The sequence below is a fragment of the Blastomonas sp. AAP53 genome (genome assembly GCF_000331245.1).
Taxonomy (GTDB): domain Bacteria; phylum Pseudomonadota; class Alphaproteobacteria; order Sphingomonadales; family Sphingomonadaceae; genus Blastomonas.
Genome location: NZ_ANFZ01000009.1, coordinates 212,936 through 230,312 on the forward strand (window position 1 = coordinate 212,936; position 17,377 = coordinate 230,312).

10 protein-coding genes are annotated in these 17,377 nt (G+C 65.2%); 9 read left to right on the forward strand and 1 reads right to left on the reverse strand.

What is annotated here, in order from left to right:
• Positions 1–121: 121 nt before the first annotated feature.
• Complete coding sequence (gene folE / locus D618_RS0107935; RefSeq protein ID WP_017670971.1) at positions 122–736, forward strand: GTP cyclohydrolase I FolE; 615 nt, start codon at positions 122–124, stop codon at positions 734–736.
• 46 nt (positions 737–782) lie between these two features.
• Here folE and D618_RS0107940 read toward each other — a convergent pair whose 3' ends face one another.
• Positions 783–1,259 (reverse strand): peroxiredoxin, encoded by a 477-nt coding sequence (locus D618_RS0107940; protein WP_017670972.1) that lies wholly within the window; start codon positions 1,257–1,259, stop codon positions 783–785.
• A 221-nt stretch (positions 1,260–1,480) separates the two neighbouring features.
• Here D618_RS0107940 and ahcY point away from each other — a divergent pair, with 221 nt between their 5' ends.
• From ahcY to addA, 8 genes are all read left to right on the forward strand, one after another.
• The gene (gene ahcY, locus D618_RS0107945; RefSeq protein WP_017670973.1) at positions 1,481–2,899 is read left to right on the forward strand and encodes an adenosylhomocysteinase; all 1,419 of its coding nucleotides are present in this window, start codon (positions 1,481–1,483) and stop codon (positions 2,897–2,899) included.
• Positions 2,900–3,042: 143 nt separating this feature from the next.
• Positions 3,043–6,240: an amidohydrolase family protein gene (locus tag D618_RS0107950; RefSeq protein ID WP_152414597.1), complete on the forward strand. Its 3,198-nt coding sequence runs from the start codon at positions 3,043–3,045 to the stop codon at positions 6,238–6,240.
• A 131-nt stretch (positions 6,241–6,371) separates the two neighbouring features.
• The gene (locus D618_RS0107955) at positions 6,372–8,720 is read left to right on the forward strand and encodes a PAS domain-containing sensor histidine kinase (RefSeq protein ID WP_017670976.1); all 2,349 of its coding nucleotides are present in this window, start codon (positions 6,372–6,374) and stop codon (positions 8,718–8,720) included.
• The gene (gene tsaE, locus D618_RS0107960) at positions 8,717–9,178 is read left to right on the forward strand and encodes a tRNA (adenosine(37)-N6)-threonylcarbamoyltransferase complex ATPase subunit type 1 TsaE (protein WP_017670977.1); all 462 of its coding nucleotides are present in this window, start codon (positions 8,717–8,719) and stop codon (positions 9,176–9,178) included. The genes D618_RS0107955 and tsaE overlap by 4 nt, the downstream gene beginning before the upstream one ends.
• Positions 9,175–10,161 carry a phosphotransferase gene (locus D618_RS0107965; protein WP_017670978.1) on the forward strand — a complete coding sequence of 329 codons (987 nt, stop codon included), beginning with the start codon at positions 9,175–9,177 and terminating at the stop codon, positions 10,159–10,161. Before tsaE ends, D618_RS0107965 begins: the two co-directional genes overlap by 4 nt.
• Before the next feature lie 29 nt (positions 10,162–10,190).
• The gene (locus tag D618_RS0107970; RefSeq protein ID WP_017670979.1) at positions 10,191–10,886 is read left to right on the forward strand and encodes a nucleotidyltransferase family protein; all 696 of its coding nucleotides are present in this window, start codon (positions 10,191–10,193) and stop codon (positions 10,884–10,886) included.
• Positions 10,879–13,854 carry a double-strand break repair protein AddB gene (gene addB / locus D618_RS0107975; protein WP_017670980.1) on the forward strand — a complete coding sequence of 992 codons (2,976 nt, stop codon included), beginning with the start codon at positions 10,879–10,881 and terminating at the stop codon, positions 13,852–13,854. The genes D618_RS0107970 and addB overlap by 8 nt, the downstream gene beginning before the upstream one ends.
• A complete protein-coding gene (gene addA / locus D618_RS0107980) occupies positions 13,851–17,309 on the forward strand; it encodes a double-strand break repair helicase AddA (RefSeq protein ID WP_017670981.1) in 3,459 nt (1,152 codons plus the stop codon). The genes addB and addA overlap by 4 nt, the downstream gene beginning before the upstream one ends.
• The last annotated feature ends 68 nt before the right edge of the window (positions 17,310–17,377 follow it).

Consider the following 17,377-nt stretch of genomic DNA (forward strand, 5'->3'; position numbering starts at 1 on the left):
AACGCAATTGACCGATGCGCTAACGGTTGACGCAAGTGCTCGGGCTCCCGACCTAAGGTTGTAGACGTGGCGGGCGGTTCCTATTTGACCAGCCGGTCAGAAATAAATGGGGGATTGCCTGATGCTGTATCACGAAGCCGACGATGACAACGATTTGTCACAGAAGGGCAAGATCCCTGTTCCCCACGAGGTTCAGCAAGCGATCGTGACATTGCTGCGCTGGACGGGCGATGACCCCGAGCGCGAGGGTCTGCGCGACACGCCGCTGCGCGTCGCGCGCGCGTGGAAGGAATATTGCTCGGGCTATGATGACGACCCCAGCGTGCATCTCAGCCGCACCTTTGAAGAGGTTGGCGGCTATGACGAGCTGGTGCTGCTCAAGGACATCCCGTTCCAGTCGCATTGCGAACACCATATGGCACCTATCATCGGCAAGGCATCGATCGCCTATATGCCGCGCGATCGGGTTGTCGGCATCTCCAAGCTGGCGCGCGTGCTCCACGGGTTTTCGCGCCGTCTTCAGGTGCAGGAACGTCTGACTGCGGAAGTGGCAGCGTGCATCTGGGAACATCTGCAGCCGCATGGCGTGGCGGTCGTGATCGAGGCAAGCCATAGCTGCATGACGGCGCGCGGCGTGCGTACGCCTGGCGTTAGCATGATCACCAGCCGTCTGCTCGGCTGTTTCCTTGACGACCACCGCTCGCGCGAGGAAGTCATGAGCCTGATGGGCTATTGAAGTTCAAAGCCCTCCCCCGATCAGGGGAGGGCTTTGGTTCCTTCGATCAAAGCTGGTCGAGCATGTAGTCTGCGCTGCTGACCTTGAAGTCGCCCGGCTCTTCGACAAACAGCTTGTCGACCACGCCATCCTTCACGACCATCGCAAAGCGCTGCCCGCGCTTGCCCATGCCAAAGCCAGTGCCATCCATGGTCAGGCCCAGCGCTTCGGCAAAATCGGCATTGCCGTCTGCCAGCATGGTGATGGCGTCGGCGTTGGCCGACTTGCCCCATGCGCCCATCACGAATGCATCGTTGACGGCCGTGCAGGCGATTTCATCCACGCCCTTTTCCTTCAGCGCGCCGGCCTTCTCAACGAAGCCCGGGAGGTGGCGGGCCGAGCAGGTCGGCGTGAATGCACCGGGCACGGAGAACAGCGCGACGGTCTTGCCGGCGAAATAATCCTTGGCTTCGACCTGCTGGGGCCCTTCTGCGGTCGCGCGCACGAATTTGGTGTTGGGGATGGTATCGCCGACTTTGATCATGTCCGTATCTCCTGCTGGTTTGACAACTGGGCTGCATGTTGTCGCAGCGGGCTGCCATTGCAAGGGGGCATGCCAGTCAGGGAGGCCACGGGCAGCGTCTGCCATGGCGAAGAACATATAAAGCTTTCTTTATATTTGCCTGAAAGACGGTTTTTGGCTAAAGGAGCCGCAGTTTCCTATGGCCCTGTTGGCCAGATGGATGGACATTCAGGAGATATTGCGTGGCCAGTGCCCCGACCCTCGACCAGACCGATTACGTGGTCGCCGACCTTTCGCTTGCCGATTTCGGCCGCAAGGAAATCACCATTGCAGAAACCGAGATGCCCGGCCTGATGTCGATCCGCGAAGAATATCGCAGCGAACAGCCGCTCAAGGGTGCCAAGATCACCGGCTCGCTGCACATGACGATCCAGACCGCCGTTCTCATCGAGACTCTGGTGGCTCTGGGCGCCGAAGTGCGCTGGGCGACCTGCAACATCTATTCGACCCAGGACCATGCCGCCGCCGCCATCGCGGCGCAGGGCATCCCTGTGTTCGCGATCAAGGGCGAGAGCCTTGAAGAGTATTGGGACTATGTCGATCGCATCTTCGATTGGGGTGCTGAAGACGGCAACACCTGCAACCTGATCCTCGACGATGGCGGCGATGCTACCATGTACGCGTTGTGGGGCGCGCGCGTCGAAGCGGGCGAAGAGCTGTTCACGCCTTCGAACGAGGAAGAAGAGTTTTTCGTCAAGACGCTGAAGCGTCGCCTCGCTGCGACGCCGGGTTACCTCACCAAGACGGTGCAGGCGATCAAGGGCGTGTCGGAAGAAACCACCACCGGCGTTCACCGCCTGTACGACCTCGCCAAGAAGGGCAAGCTGCCGTTCCCCGCGATCAACGTGAATGACAGCGTCACCAAGTCGAAGTTCGACAACAAGTACGGCTGCAAGGAATCTTTAGTCGATGGCATCCGTCGCGGTACTGACGTGATGATGGCCGGCAAGGTCGCCGTCGTGTGCGGCTATGGTGATGTCGGCAAGGGTTCGGCAGCATCGCTGCAGGGCGCTGGCGCCCGCGTGATCGTGACCGAAATCGACCCGATCTGCGCGCTCCAGGCGGCGATGGACGGCTTTGCCGTGCAGACGCTGGAAGACGTGGTTGCGACCGCCGACATCTTCGTCACCACCACCGGCAACAAGGACGTCATCACCCTCGAGCACATGCGTGCGATGAAGGACATGGCGATCGTCGGCAACATCGGTCACTTCGACAACGAGATCCAGGTCGGTGCGCTTGAGAACATGAAGTGGACCGAGATCAAACCGCAGGTCGACATGGTCGAATTCCCCGGTGGCAAGCGGATCATCCTGCTGTCGAAGGGCCGCCTGCTCAATCTGGGCAACGCCACCGGCCACCCCAGCTTCGTGATGTCGGCCAGCTTCACCAACCAGGTGCTGGCGCAGATCGAACTGTTCAAGGGCGCCAACAAGTACGAGAACCAGGTCTACGTTCTGCCCAAGCATCTCGACGAGAAGGTGGCACGCCTCCATCTCGAAAAGCTGGGCGTCAAGCTGACCGAGCTGACCAAGGAACAGGCCGAATATATCGACGTGTCGGTGACCGGTCCGTTCAAGAAGGACGAATACCGCTACTGATCCTGCCGGTCCCGGCTTCGGCAGGGAGGCTTAAGCTGACAAGGCCCGCTCCGCTCATCGCGGGGCGGGCTTTTTATCGTTGCGCTCGCGCTGCGCCGGGTTAGCCTAGGAGTATACGATAAGAGACTCCGGGGAACATCACCATGAAAGCACTGCACTTTTCCGTCGCCATGGCGGCGTTGGCGCTCTCCATGCCTGCGCTGGCACAAGACAAGCCTGCGAGCTGGGACATCAACGCCCCGCCGATGAAGACGCGTGCCATCCCGATCAAGGTCGACGAGGGCACCTGGATGAACCTGGATGTCAGCCCCGATGGCAGCCGTATCGTCTTCGACCTGCTGGGTGATATCTATACCATGCCGGTCAGCGGAGGCGCTGCGACGCGGATTGCCGAGGGTCTGGCGTACGAACAGCACCCGCGCTTTTCGCCCGATGGCAGCCGCATCGCGTTCACCTCGGATCGCGGTGGCGGCGACAATATCTGGATCATGAACGCCGATGGATCGGACAAGCGGCAGCTGACCAAAGAGACGTTCCGTCTGCTCAACAACCCCAGCTGGAGCCCGGATGGCCAGTATATCGTCGCGCGCAAGCACTTCACCACCGGGCGTTCGCTGGGCACCGGAGAACTGTGGCTCTACCATGTCAGCGGCGGCAATGGTGTACCGCTGGTCAAGCGACCCAGCGAGGCGCATCAGAAGGAACTGGGCGAGCCGGTGTTCGCGCCTGATGGCAGCGGCATTTACTACAGCAAGGATGCAACCGCCGGGCCGATCTTCGAATATGCGCAGGACAGCAACGGCCAGCTGTTCGTCATCGACCGCTATGACATGGGCACCGGCGAAGTCGAGCGCGTGACCGGCGGTCCGGGCGGCGCGGCGCGTCCCCAGCCATCGCCCGATGGCCGCTATCTGGCCTTCGTGCGGCGGGAGCGCGCCAAGACCAAGCTTTACATCCGCGATCTGAAGACTGGCGAAGAGCGCAAGATCTACGACGCGATGGACCGCGACGTGCAGGAAACCTGGGCGGTGCACGGCGTCTATCCCAACATGGGCTGGACCGCGGACAGCGCCCGCGTGATCTTCTGGGCAGGCGGCAAGATCCGATCGGTCGATGTTGCCAGCGGTGCAGAAGCCATCATCCCGTTCAGCGTCAACGATACCCGGAGCGTCATCGACCCCATCCGTCCGCAAAAGCCGGTCGCGCCTGAAACGGTCGCGGTGACGATGCCGCGCTTTGCCAGCGCGTCGCCCGATGGCAGCCGCATGGTGTTCGAGGCGTTGGGCAAGCTGCACCAGCAGCCCGCCAGCGGCGGCACGGCGCAGCCTCTGGTCACCAATGGCGGCAGTGATTTCGAGCTGTTCCCCGCCTGGTCGCGCGATGGCAGCCAGATCGTCTATGTCAGCTGGGACGATGCCAGGCTGGGCGAGCTGCGCATCGTGGGCGCTGGCGGCGGCGAGGCACGGACGATCAGCAAGACGCCCGGCCATTTCCGACGCCCGCAATTTTCGCCCGATGGCCGCTCGGTCGTGTACGAAGCGGGCGGCGGCGGTGGGCTCACCTCCGATGCCTGGGGCGTGCAGCCAGGCATCTATCTTCTGGATATCGCCAGCGGCCAGACGCGGCGGATCACGCCCGATGGCGGCGAACCGCATTTCGGCGCGACCGGAGACCGGGTGTATTTCAGCAGGGGAACCGACGGCAAGCTAGCGCTGGTCAGCACCGATCTGAATGGTGAGGCAGAACGCACGCATGCCAGCGGCGAGATGGTCAGCGGCTATGCCTTGTCTCCTGACGGCCGCATGCTCGCATTCCGTCAGAATTATGCGGCCTTCGTCATGCCGTTCATGGCAGGCGCGGTCGATCTTGGCGCAGGGCGGGGCGGCGGTGCGCTGCCTGCGGTGCAGGTGAGCGAAGGCGGGGCGACCTTCCTGCAGTGGAGCCATGGCGGCCGGATGCTCAACTGGTCGCTGGGGCCGGTGGTCTATTCCGCCGACGCGGGTAGTGCCATTGCTTCGGGGCCGGTCGCCAAGGCCGACAAGAAATTTGCACCCCCCAGGACCGGCGTGGCGATCACCGTCACCGCGCCTGCCGACAAGCCATCGGGCACGGTCGCATTCACCAACGCGCGTATCGTGACGATGGCGGATGACGCCGGCGGCATCATCGAACGCGGGACCATCGTGGTGCGCGACAACCGCATCGTCGCGGTCGGCGCGAACGTTGCCGTGCCAGCGGGGGCTCGAACGGTCGACGTCGCGGGCAAGACGATCATCCCCGGGCTGATCGACGCGCATGCCCACGGCCCCCAGGGGCAGGACGACATCATTCCGCAGCAGAACTGGCATGCTGTCTCGCATCTTGCGCTGGGGGTGACCACGATCCACGACCCCAGCAACTCGGCGAGCGAGATATTCCCCGCCGCCAGCTACCAGCGGGCGGGCAAATATCTGGCCCCGCGCATCTTTTCGACTGGCGAGGTGGTCTATGGCGCCAAGGCGGCAGGGGTGTTTGCCGAGATCGACAGCCTCGCCGATGCGCGCGCGCACACCACGCGGCTGAAGATGCAGGGCGCACACAGTGTGAAGAACTATAACCAGCCGCGCCGCGACCAGCGCCAGCAGGTCGTGGCGGCAGCGCAAGCCGACGGGCTGGCGAGTGTCGCCGAGGGGGGGTCGCTGTTCGGTCAGGACATCACCATCATTGCCGATGGCAACACGACTTTGGAGCACAACATCCCGCAGGAGCGGCTGTACGAGGATGTCCGCAGCTTCTTCGCGCAGAGCAAGGTCGGCTACACGCCGACCCTGGTCGTCACCTTCGGCGGCATGGGGGCAGACCCGTACTGGCGCAGCCACACCGATGTCTGGCAGCACCCGATCCTCAGCAAGCACGTGCCCCGGCGCCGGCTGGAAGCGACCACCGTGCGCCGCGAGATTGGTCCGGAAGACGATTATGCCGATACCGCGTCTGCGCGCGAGGCGATGGAACTCGCCAGGCGCGGTGTTCCCGTAGGCATCGGCGCGCACGGCCAGGAAGAAGGGCTCGCCTCGCACTGGGAGCTGTGGAGCTTCGTCAAGGGCGGCATGACGCCGCTGGAGGCGCTGCGCACCGCGACGATCAGCGGCGCGCGCTCGCTGGGCTTCGACAAGGATATCGGGTCGATCGAGCCCGGCAAGCTGGCCGACATGGTGATCATCGATGGCGATCCGGTGGCCGACATCCGCCAGTCCGACAAGATCACCCATGTGATGCTCAACGGGCGCCTTTATGATGTGCCAACAATGAACGAGACGGTGACGGGCAGCGCAAAACTGAAGCCATGGTTCTGGGAACAATAGACGAGGCCTTTTCCTTCCCTGCAAGGGGAAGGATTTTGTGCAGCGTCGGTTTTGCGTGCGCGTGAATTTGGGCTACGGCGATCAGCGATGACGCGGGTGATCCATAACAACCAATTTGCGGCGATTCGGCCATGTTGAACGGCAACGGCGGGCTGTTTGCTGTCGCCATCGTTCTGGCGCTGTGGACCGGTGGCGCAATATGGGCATTGGTGACCGGCCTGCAGATGCGCAGGTCGGCCAGCACCGTGCGGCGACAGCTGCGCCGTCTGACCCGGTTGATCGATTCTGGCCCCGCCATTCCGCTGATCGTTCGGTCCGATTCGCGTATCGAGGGGCCAGAGCGGGTCGCGCGCTGGCTGGGGCTTGAAAAGCTGCCGCCCTATCTGGCCGAGCTTTCGCAGCAAAACCGGGGTCTGTCGCGCGAGGCACTCGATGCTCTGGGCGCGCAGATCACGACCGCGCAGAAAAGCGGGGCACCGTTTTCCACCGCGGTCACTGCTTCCGGATCGAACCGGCGGCTGCGCATCGAGGGTCGGCTTGCCGATCCGCAGACGATCGCGCCGGGCGCGGTGCTGTTGTGGCTGTATGACGCAACCGAGAGCGAAACGCGGATGGCCGCTCTGGCAGACGCTGAGGCCGAAGCAAAGCGCGCCTTCGATGCGCTGTCGGGCCTGATCGAAGCGGCACCCATTCCGATGTGGTTCCGGCGCGAGGATCTGTCGCTGCTGCTGGTCAACAGCGCCTATGTCCAGGCGGTGGGGGCCACCAACGCCGCCGAAGTGGTGCAGGCCGGGCAGGAGCTGGTGGAAACGATTGACGGCCTGACTCCCGTTGCGGTCGCGGCCAGGACGATGGAGGCCAATGCCGCCTCGCGCCGTACCGTGACCACCACGATCGCGGGCACCCGCCGGGCCATGGAAATCGTCGATCTGCCCGTGAAGGGCAGGGGCGTGGCAGGCTATGCCATTGATGTCCACGAGCTGATCCAGGCGCGGCAGGCGACCGATCGTTTCCGCGATGCGCAGCGCGACATGCTCGACAATCTGTCGGCGGGCGTGGCGCAGTTCGATTCGCAGCGGCGCCTGATCTTCGTCAACCAGCCCTTTGTCCGCATGTTCTCGCTCAAGCCGCAATGGCTGCAGGATGGACTCGAATTCGAGCGGCTGATCGACCGGATGCGCGAGGCTGGGCGCGTCCCGGAGGTCCGCGATTTCCCCGCCTGGCGCGACGAAAAGCGCGAGTGGTTCCATGCCGCCAGTCCGTCCGAAGAGGTGTGGCTGATCGCCGATGGCACGCATCTGCGCGCCATCGCCCAACCGACGCCCGACAACGGCCTGCTGCTGATCTTCGAGGATCGCACCGAGCAGGTGCAGCTGGCGAGCGCGCGCGACACGCTGTTGCGGGTGCGCACCGCCACGTTCAACAACCTCTATGAGGCGCTGGCGGTGTTTACATCGGACGGCCGCCTGCACCTGTGGAACACGCGCTTTGGCGCCGTGTGGGAAGTGGACGAGGTCGAACTTGCCAAGCACCCGCGCGCCGACGAACTGCTGAAAGCCATCGCGCCTCGGCTCAAGCGGCCTGCGCAGATTTCTGCGCTGCGCGAGGTGATCCGTGCCGCGACGCTGGACCGGGCGCAGCGCGCGGGGCAGCTGGTGATGAAGGATGGCCGGGTGTTCGATTTCGTCGGCATTCCGCTGCCCGATTCGAGCGCATTGTTCACGATGATTGACGTGTCCGACGCCAAGCGGATGGAAGATGCGCTGCGCGAACGTAACGAGGCTCTGGTCGAAGCGGATGCGATCAAGACGCGATTCCTGGCCAATATGAGCTATGAATTCCGCACGCCCCTGACCTCGATTGGCGGCTTTGCCGAACTGCTGGCCAGTGGCGTGGCCGGGCCGCTGTCCGAACAGGGGCAGGATTACGCCAGGGCAATCATCGATTCGGTCGAACGCCTGTCGGCGCAGATCAACATGGTGCTTGATCTCAGCCAGAGCCAGGCGGGCACGCTGCCGTTGAAGCTGGAGCCGACCGACATCGGTGCGCTGCTGGTTGATGTCGCCAAGGGTGCGGCGGGGCTGGCGGGCGGGCGCAACATCGCGCTGGAACTCGACATCAAGGGCGATCCGGGCAGCGCCGAGGTCGATCGCGCGCGCTTTGGCCAGGCGATTGCTGCCGTGGTCGACAACGCGCTGCGTTACACGCAGGAAGGCGGGCGCGTGCTGCTACTGGCGGACCGGTTCCGCAGCAAGCTGCGCATCGTGGTGTCGGACAACGGCCCGGGGCTTGATGCGCGGGCGCAGGCACGCGCGCTCGATGGCGTGCTGCAGGCCGATGAGGCGGGAGGCAAGCCGTTGCCCAAGCGTTCGGGCCTGGGCCTGCCATTGGCCAAGAACCTGGTCGAGGCGCACGGCGGCCGCATGGAGCTGATGAGCGAACCGGGCGCCGGCACCATTGTCACCATCCTGATGCCATGACGTTGCTGATCGCCTCGCTGGACGCCATGGAGCAACTGGGCGCCGCCTTGGCCACGGCGGCTCGGCCCGGCGAAACCATTGCGCTCTCGGGTGATCTGGGCGCGGGCAAATCGACGCTGGCGCGCGCGATCCTCAAGGCGCTGGGCTTTGCCGGCGAAGTTCCCAGCCCCACCTTTTCGCTGATCCTGCCTTACGACCCGCCCGAGGTGCGTATTCCGGTCATTCACGCCGATTTTTACCGGCTCGACGGTGCGATGGAACTGGACGAACTGGGGCTCGATGCCGGCGATCCCGCGCTGCTGATCGCCGAATGGCCCGAGCGCGTCGGCGGCTTGGCTGGGCCTGACACGCTGCAATTGCGGATTGAAGGGACCGATGCTAGCGAGCGGCTCCTGATCGCGCAGCCTGGCGAGAACTGGCAGGCGCGGTGGCAGCAGATTGCAGGTGGCCAGTTTTGAGCGAACGTGATTCGGTAGTCCGTGGTTTTGCAGATGCGCATGGCTGGGGCGCGGCAGAGGTGCTGCCCATTCCGGGCGATGCCTCGTTCCGGCGCTATTTCCGCATCGTCGAGGGCGACCGCCGCGCGATCCTGATGGACGCGCCGCCGCCGGAGGAAGACCCGCAGCCGTTCATCGATGTTGCGCGCTATCTGACGGGGCAGGGGCTGCGCGCTCCTGCCATCCTGGCGGCCGATGCCGCGCAAGGCCTGGTGCTGCTCGAAGACTTTGGCGATGTGCGGATGCGTGAGACGGTGGACGCCGGTGATGCGCAAGCGGAACACGCGATCTATGCGCAGGCGATCGAAACTCTGGTGCAACTGCATGCCAGTTCCCCTGCGGATGTCGCGCCTTACGACCGCGCCGTCTACCAGCGAGAGGCTGGGCTTCTGGCCGAATGGTACTGCCCCGCGCGGGGTCTTGATGTCGATTTGGCGGGATATGCCCGGGCATGGGATGCCGTGCTCGATGGCATGGATGCCACTGCGCCTGCGGTGACAGTTCTGCGCGATTATCATGCGGAAAACATCATGTTGCTGGCCGATGGCGGGCAGGGACTGCTCGACTTTCAGGACGCGCTGGTCGGCGATCCGGCATATGATCTCGTCTCGCTGCTGCAGGATGCCCGGCGCGATGTCTCGCCTGCGCTGGAAGCTGAGATGATCGCGCATTATCGCGATCTTGCCCGTCCGGCCTATGATTTCGACACCGCCTATCACGTGCTGGGCGCGCAGCGGAATGCCAAGATTGTCGGGATTTTCGTGCGGCTATGGAAGCGCGACGGCAAGCCGCGCTATCCGCTGATGATCCCGCGCGTGTGGGGCGCGCTGGAGCGCGATCTGGCGCATCCGGCGCTCGCCCCGGTGGCAGCCTGGTTCGATGCCAACATACCCGCCGAGCTGCGCGATCCTGCGGGTACGCTGGGCGGCGAGTTCGCGCTGTGAGGGCCAGTCCCGCTTTTGCGCGCACGGCCATGGTGATGGCTGCAGGGCTGGGCAAGCGCATGCGCCCGCTCACCGTCACCACGCCCAAGCCGCTGGTGCGCGTCGGCGGCAAGCCCTTGATCGATCATGTGATGGATCACCTGGGCGATGCCGGGATGCAGCGAGTCATCGTCAACGTGCACTATCTGGCCGACGCGCTGGAAGCGCATCTCAAGGCGCGCGATTATCCGTTCGAGGTGTTGATCTCCGACGAGCGTGACCTGCTGCTGGAAACCGGCGGCGGATTGGTCAAAGCGCTGCCGTTGATCGATGAAGACCCGTTCTTCTGTCTGAACAGCGATAATATATGGCTGGAAAGCGCACGATCGTGTTTTGACGAACTGCGCACTGCCTGGGACGACAGCCGCATGGACGCACTGCTGCTGGTGGTTCCGCACAGCCGGGCGGGCAATTACCAGGGCGTTGGCGACTTCCATCTCGACCAGATGGGCCGGATCATCCGGCGCCGCCAGGGGCATGTCGCGCCCTATATCTATACCGGCATCCAGCTCCTCTCGCGCCGCTTGCTGATCGATCCGCCGACGGGTGCGTTTTCGACCAATGTGCTGTGGAATCGCGCCATCGAATCAGACCGGCTGTATGGTATCGCGCATCTGGGCCAGTGGTTCGATGTCGGCACGCCCGCCGCGATCGCACCGACGGCAGAGGCGCTGCTGAATGCCTGACCATCGCCAGCCGGCGGTCTATGCCATTGGGGCGCAGCGCGGGTTTGCGGACGTTCTGGCGAGCGGGCTGCTGCGCCGCTTTGGCGACGACAAGATGGGGCTGGCGCGCGTCACGCTGCTGATCCCCAACCACCGCGCGGGCCGTGCGATCACCGAGGCATTGGTGCGCCACGCGACCGACGGCCTGCTGCTGCCACGCATGGCGCTGATCGGCGATATCGACCTCGACGAGAGCCTCGGCGCGCTGCTCGATCCGCTGGGCGAAGGCGAACAGATACCCCCCGCGATCGATCCGCTGCAGCGCCGCTTCCGGTTGGCCGCGATCATCGCGCGGGAAGGGGCAGGACGGGCAGGCGCGGACGATCCTGCCGAGGCTTTGCGGCTGGCGTGCGATTATGCGCGCGTGCTCGACCAATTGCAGATCGAGGAAAAGTCGCTCGACCAGCTCGACGAGATCGACGTCGAGGCAGACCTTGCCGAACACTGGGTCGCTGCACGCGATCTGTTCATGCGGGTCGGTCGTGCATGGGCGGCGGAGCTGGCGGAGGCAGGCCGGATTGATCCCGCAGACCGGCGCAACAGATTGCTCGACAAGACGGCGCAGAGGTGGCGCGATCATCCGCCGGCCACGCCTGTCATCGCGGCGGGAATCACGACGGCGGCACCGGCCATCGCGCGATTGTTGCGCAGCATATCCACGCTGCCGCAGGGCATGGTGGTGCTGCCGGGGCTCGACCTCGAGATGGACGAAGCACTGTGGGAAGCGATCGGTTCGCCGGTGACCGCACCTGCAGAGCCCGGTTCTCCCCCGACAGAACGACCGGCGATCACCCATCCGCAGTTTCACCTGAAGCAGCTGCTGCATGCAATGAGCGTCAACCGCGCCGAGGTGCAGCCCTGGCAGGCGGAACCCAAGACCGGCCTCGCGGCCGATCGCGCGCGATTGCTGCGCAGCATATTCCTGCCCGCCCGACTCAGCGATCGCTGGGTGACGCTAGAGGCAGCGGACCGGCGGACCAAGGGCATCCGTATCATTGAGGCAGAAAACCCCGATGAAGAGGCGCAGGCGATCGCGCTGCTGGTGCGGCAGGCGCTCGACGTTCCGGCGCGCCGCGTCGCGATCGTCACGCCCGACCGCACCCTGGCCTCGCGGGTCGTGGCGCATCTGCGCCGCTGGGATATCGAGGCCGATGACAGCGCGGGCGACCCGCTGCCGGTGACACCGCCAGGCCGCTTCCTGCTGGCGGTCGCGCAATGCCTTGCCGATGATTTCGCGCCGGTACCGTTGCTTGACCTGTTCAAGCATCCGCTCGCGCAGGCGGGCGAGGGGCGCTTGCGCTGGTTGGATGAGGTACGTGATCTGGACCGACGCCTGCGCGGCCCGCGCCCGGCGCCCGGGCTGACAGGTATCGACGCTGCGATTGGCAATCGCCCGCTGAAAGAATGGTGGACCGATGCGAAGGCGCTTCTGGCCCCGATCGCTGAGTGGCCGCGCGAACCGCAGCCGCTGTCGGTGACGATGACCGCGATCGCTGCCGCTGCCGACGGTTTGAGCGATCAGGCGGTGTGGACGGGTCTTGCCGGGCGTTGCGCGTCCGATCTGGTGCAGCAGCTGCTGGCGCGGTCGCAGGCCCATGATCCTTTGGTAACCCCGTCGCAAGCGGTCAGCATCCTGTCGCGGCTGATGAGCGAGAAAGCGGTCCGCCCGCCTTATGGCAAGCATCCGCGCGTCGCGATCTATGGGTTGCTCGAGGCAAGGCTGCAGAGCGCAGACCTGGTGATCTGCGCCGGGTTGAACGAAGGCGTCTGGCCGCAGATTCCTTCGCCCGACCCATGGCTCGCGCCGATGGTGCGCAATGCTTTGGGCCTGCCGCCGCTGGAAATGCGTGTCGGCCTCGCCGCGCAGGATCTCGCCGGTGCGCTCGCCTCGAGCGAAGTCGTACTCACCCGTGCACGGCGCGATGGCAGCGCGCCGACCGTCGCGTCGCGCTTTTTGTTGCGCCTGCAGGCGGTGGCGCCCGACCGGCACATGGAGGATCACGAGACGCTGGCGCTCGCGCGCAGGCTGGATCGCCGCCTGACGCCGATCAAGATCGATCGTCCTGCGCCGCGCCCCAGCCGGGCGCAGCGTGCCGCTCGGTTGTCGGTGACCGAACTCGACCGGCTGCGCGCCGATCCCTTTGCCTTTTATGCGCGGCGCATTCTCGCCTTGCCGTCGCTTGATCCGGTGGATGCCGAACCCAGCGCAGCGTGGCGCGGGACCCTGGTGCACGAAATCTTGGAGCTGTGGCACCGCGATGATGGGCTGGACGCCGCCATGCTGGTTCCGCGCGCCGAGCGTTTCCTGAAGGCCGCCAACGTCCATCCGCTGATCAAGGCGCTGTGGCGGCCGCGGCTGGTTGCCGCGCTCGACTGGATCGCCGAGCAGACGCTGGCGCTGGCGGCAAGCGGCCGCACGATGATCGATGCCGAGCGCAGCGGGACATTCATCCTCGATGGCGTGGAAATTCGCGGCAAGGCAGACCGGATCGACCGTATGCCCGATGGCAGTCTGGTGATCGTCGACTACAAGACCGGAAAGCCGCCATCTGCGCGCCAGGTCGAGGCGGGCTTTGCGCTGCAACTCGGGCTGCTAGGCATGATGGCCGAACGCGGCGGCTTTGTCGCCGAAGGCACGCGTCCCCCCATCACCGGCACGGCGGGCGGCTTTGAATACTGGTCGCTGACGCGCAGCAAGTCGGGTGATTTTGGCTATGCCGAAAGCCCTGTGGGGCGCAGAGGCAGCGAGTTGACGGCAGATACGATGCTGCCCACCAGCGAGCGCTACCTGCGCGAGGCGCTGGAGACGTGGATCCTCGGCGATGCGCCGTTCGAGGCCAAGCTGGTTCCCGATCAGGCGACCTATACCGAATATGACCAGCTGATGCGGCTCGCCGAATGGTATGGCCGCCAGGCAGGTGGACGATGAGTAGCGGCGCCCCTAGCCTTCATCCGCTGCACGGTGATCAGGCCCGTGCGGTCTCGCCCGCCGAACAGGTGTGGCTCAGTGCGTCGGCGGGCACCGGCAAGACGCAGGTGCTCACCGCGCGCGTGTTCCGTCTACTGCTCGAGCCAGGGGTGAACCCCGATGCGATCCTGTGCCTCACCTTCACCAAGGCGGGCGCGAGCGAGATGGCCAACCGCATCAATGCGCAGCTCGCAGCCTGGGTGCGGATGAGCGATACGGCGCTGGGGGCCGATCTTGCCAATATCGGTGCGCCGGTGGACGAGCAGACGCTGATACGCGCGCGCCGCCTGTTCGCCCGCGTGCTCGATGCGCCGCAGGGCGGGCTGCGGATCCAGACGATCCACAGCTTCTGCCAGTCGCTGCTGGCGAGCTTTCCTGAAGAAGCAGGTCTCGCCCCCGGCTTTCGGCCGATCGAGGACCGCGACCGGGTGCAACTGGCGCGCGATACGCTGGGTGCGATGCTGGTCGATGCCGCGCGGCGCGGCGACATGCGGCTTTCGGACAACCTGGAGGCGATGAGCCTGAGACTGGGCGCAGAACCGACCGAGGCCTTTCTGATGCGCTGCGCCGCCCGGCCCGATGCGATGGATGCACTGGTCGGTGATATCCGCCCCTATATCAACGCCGCATTGGGCCTGAAGCGCGACGAGGACGGCAGCGTCCTGGCCGCGCTGTGCAGCGATGCGCTGTTCGACACCGCCAATCTGGAAGCGCTGCAGGAAAGCAATACGCGCTGGAACACCAAGACGGGCCTCGAGGTCGCCGGGAAAATCCAGGCATGGCTCGACATGGACGATGCCGGGCGACTGTCGCATCTCGACCTCGTCTGGCTGGCGGTCGCCAAGGCGGATGGCGATCCGCGCAAATGGGAAAGCTTTTCCGCCAAGATCGACCCGGATTATGCGCAGAAGGCCGAAAGCCTGTACAGCGATCTGCAATCGCTGCGCGACCACATCGCGCTGGTCGCCTTTTCCTGCGAATATGCCCGCGCGCTCGAAGTTGGGCGCGATTTCGCCTGGCGGTTTGCCGAGGCCAAGCGGCAGGCAGGTCTGCTCGATTTCGACGATTTGATCCGCGCTGCCGCGCAGCTCCTCTCCGGGCGGACGATGGCGCAATGGATCGCGTTCAAGCTCGACCAGCGCTTCGACCATGTGCTGGTTGACGAAGCGCAGGACACCAACCCCAGCCAGTGGTCGATCGTGCGCGGCCTCATCGACGATTATTTCACCGGTCAGGGCAGCAAGGCGGATCGCTACCGCACGCTGTTTACCGTCGGGGATTTCAAGCAGGCGATCTTCGGTTTTCAGGGGACCAGCCCGCAATATTATGCCGCCGCGCGCATTCGCATCGGCCAGCAGGCGATGGATGCGGGCCAGGCGTTTCTTGACCTCAGCCTCGATCGCAGCTTTCGGTCGACGCAGCCGGTGCTCGACATGGTCGATGCAGTGCTGGATCAGCTGGGCCCCTCCAGCCTGGGTATTCTCGACGACGTGTTGCCGCGGCACGAGGGGCGAAAGGGACCCGGCTGCGTCGAGCTGTGGCGTCCGATCGGCGAGGGGCTGGAGGATCAGGACGACGGCGGCGAGGGGGAAGACGCCGAGGAATGGCTGTCGGGCGCCGACCGGCTGTTCGCCGAACGGCTGGCAGAGCGGATCGCAGGCTGGCTCGATCCGGAATCGCCGCACCGGTTATGGCTGGACCGCCGGTCGGATGGCAGCGCGGGCTGGGCCGGGGCGGGCGATATCATGGTGCTATTGCGGCGACGGGGTGACCTGGCCTCGCTCATCGTGGCGCGCCTCTATGCCTCGGGCGTCCCGGTAGCAGGCATCGACCGCTTGCGGCTGGGCCAACCGCTTGCGGTGCAGGATCTGATCGCCGCCATCCGCTTTGCGCTTCAGCCGCTGGATGACCTCACCTGCGCCGCCTTGCTGGTCTCGCCGCTGGGCGGCTGGACGCAGGAAGAGCTGTTGCAACACGGATATCGTCCGGAAAAACGGGCGCTGTGGCCGCATCTGCGCGACCAGGCACAGAGCGACACGGCGCTGCGTGCTAGGCTCGATCCGCTGTACGCGCTGCTCGGCATGGCGGACTATGGCACCGCGTACGATTTTCTGGAGCAGGTGCTCACCGGACCGATGCAGGGCCGCGCGCGGCTGGTCGCGCGATTGGGCGCGGAGGCGCTCGACCCGATCGCCGAACTGCTGAGCCTCTCGCAGAAATTTGCCGCGAGCCATGATGGCGGGTTGCAGGCGTTCCTGCACTGGTTCGATGCTGGCGACGAGGAAATCAAGCGCGAGCTGGCCGGGCAGGCCGATATGGTCCGCGTGATGACGGTGCATGGGTCCAAGGGGCTGCAGGCGCCGATTGTGATCCTGGCCGATGCGTGTGTCGATCCGACGCGCAAGGTGGATTCCAGCTTCGACTGGCCGGTTGAAATCATTGGGGCCGATGTGGCGGTCACTCTGCCGGTTTACTCGCTGCGCAAGGCCGATCGCATCGGTCCGTTGGCGCAGGCGCATGATGCGGCGCGCGAGGCCGATATGGAGGAGCATTGGCGGCTGCTCTATGTTGCGATGACCCGCGCAGCCGAGAGATTATATATCGGCGGCACGCTGGGCAAACGGGCCAAGGAGCCGCCCGCCGAAAGCTGGTACGCCGCGATCGAGCGCAGCTTTGCCGATCTGGGCTGCGACTGGATCGACGATGGCGAGGGGCCATGCCGCCGCTTCGGCAAGGGGGCAGTCCCGGTCCCGAGGGCCGATGAACCTGTGGCGGATAGTGTCCCACCGCTGGCCGCGATCCCGGACTGGGCGCTGACACCTGCTGCGCCCGAGCAGCGTCCGCCCACGCCGCTCGCGCCATCGTCATTGGGCAAGGATGACGTCGCCAGCCCGCCGATCGCCGGGCTGGAAATGGCGCGCGCCGCCGAACGCGGCCTGATCATGCACAGCCTGTTTGAGCGGCTGCCCGCGCTTCCACGCGAGGATCGCCACGAGGCCGCGCGGCGGTGGCTGTCGCGCCAGCACGGGATCACCGATCGGGCTGACGCAGATGCGATCATCGACCCGGTCTGCACCGTGATCGATCATCCAGACTGGGCGGATGTGTTCCGCGCCGATGCACTTGCCGAGGCGCCGATTGCCGCCGTCGTCGGTCCGAACGTCGTCTCAGGCACGGTAGACAGGCTGCTGGTGGAGGACGACCGCGTGCTGGTGGTCGACTTCAAGACCGGCCGCCGCCCGCCGCGTTCCATGGAGCAACTGCCGGTCGCGCATGTTCGGCAGATGGCGGCCTATGTCGCCGCGCTCCAATTGATCTTCCCGGGGCGTGCCGTGCAGGCTGGACTGCTGTATACCGCGATCCCGCAACTTTTCTGGCTGCCGGACGCATTGCTGTCAGCCACGAAGCTGGATTGAACCCCGGCATATGAATAGTTGGGGCATCGCAGCTTGAGCGAGATCGTCCCAACGCTTACATGCAGGGT

Excerpts from the sequence above, each read along its gene's own strand:
- folE (WP_017670971.1), top strand. The coding sequence starts at position 122 with ATGCTGTATCACGAAGCCGACGATGACAACGATTTGTCACAGAAGGGC.
- D618_RS0107940 (WP_017670972.1), bottom strand. The coding sequence starts at position 1,259 with ATGATCAAAGTCGGCGATACCATCCCCAACACCAAATTCGTGCGCGCG.
- D618_RS0107950 (WP_152414597.1), top strand. The coding sequence starts at position 3,043 with ATGAAAGCACTGCACTTTTCCGTCGCCATGGCGGCGTTGGCGCTCTCC.
- D618_RS0107955 (WP_017670976.1), top strand. The coding sequence starts at position 6,372 with ATGTTGAACGGCAACGGCGGGCTGTTTGCTGTCGCCATCGTTCTGGCG.
- tsaE (WP_017670977.1), top strand. The coding sequence starts at position 8,717 with ATGACGTTGCTGATCGCCTCGCTGGACGCCATGGAGCAACTGGGCGCC.
- D618_RS0107970 (WP_017670979.1), top strand. The coding sequence starts at position 10,191 with ATGGTGATGGCTGCAGGGCTGGGCAAGCGCATGCGCCCGCTCACCGTC.
- addB (WP_017670980.1), top strand. The coding sequence starts at position 10,879 with ATGCCTGACCATCGCCAGCCGGCGGTCTATGCCATTGGGGCGCAGCGC.
- addA (WP_017670981.1), top strand. The coding sequence starts at position 13,851 with ATGAGTAGCGGCGCCCCTAGCCTTCATCCGCTGCACGGTGATCAGGCC.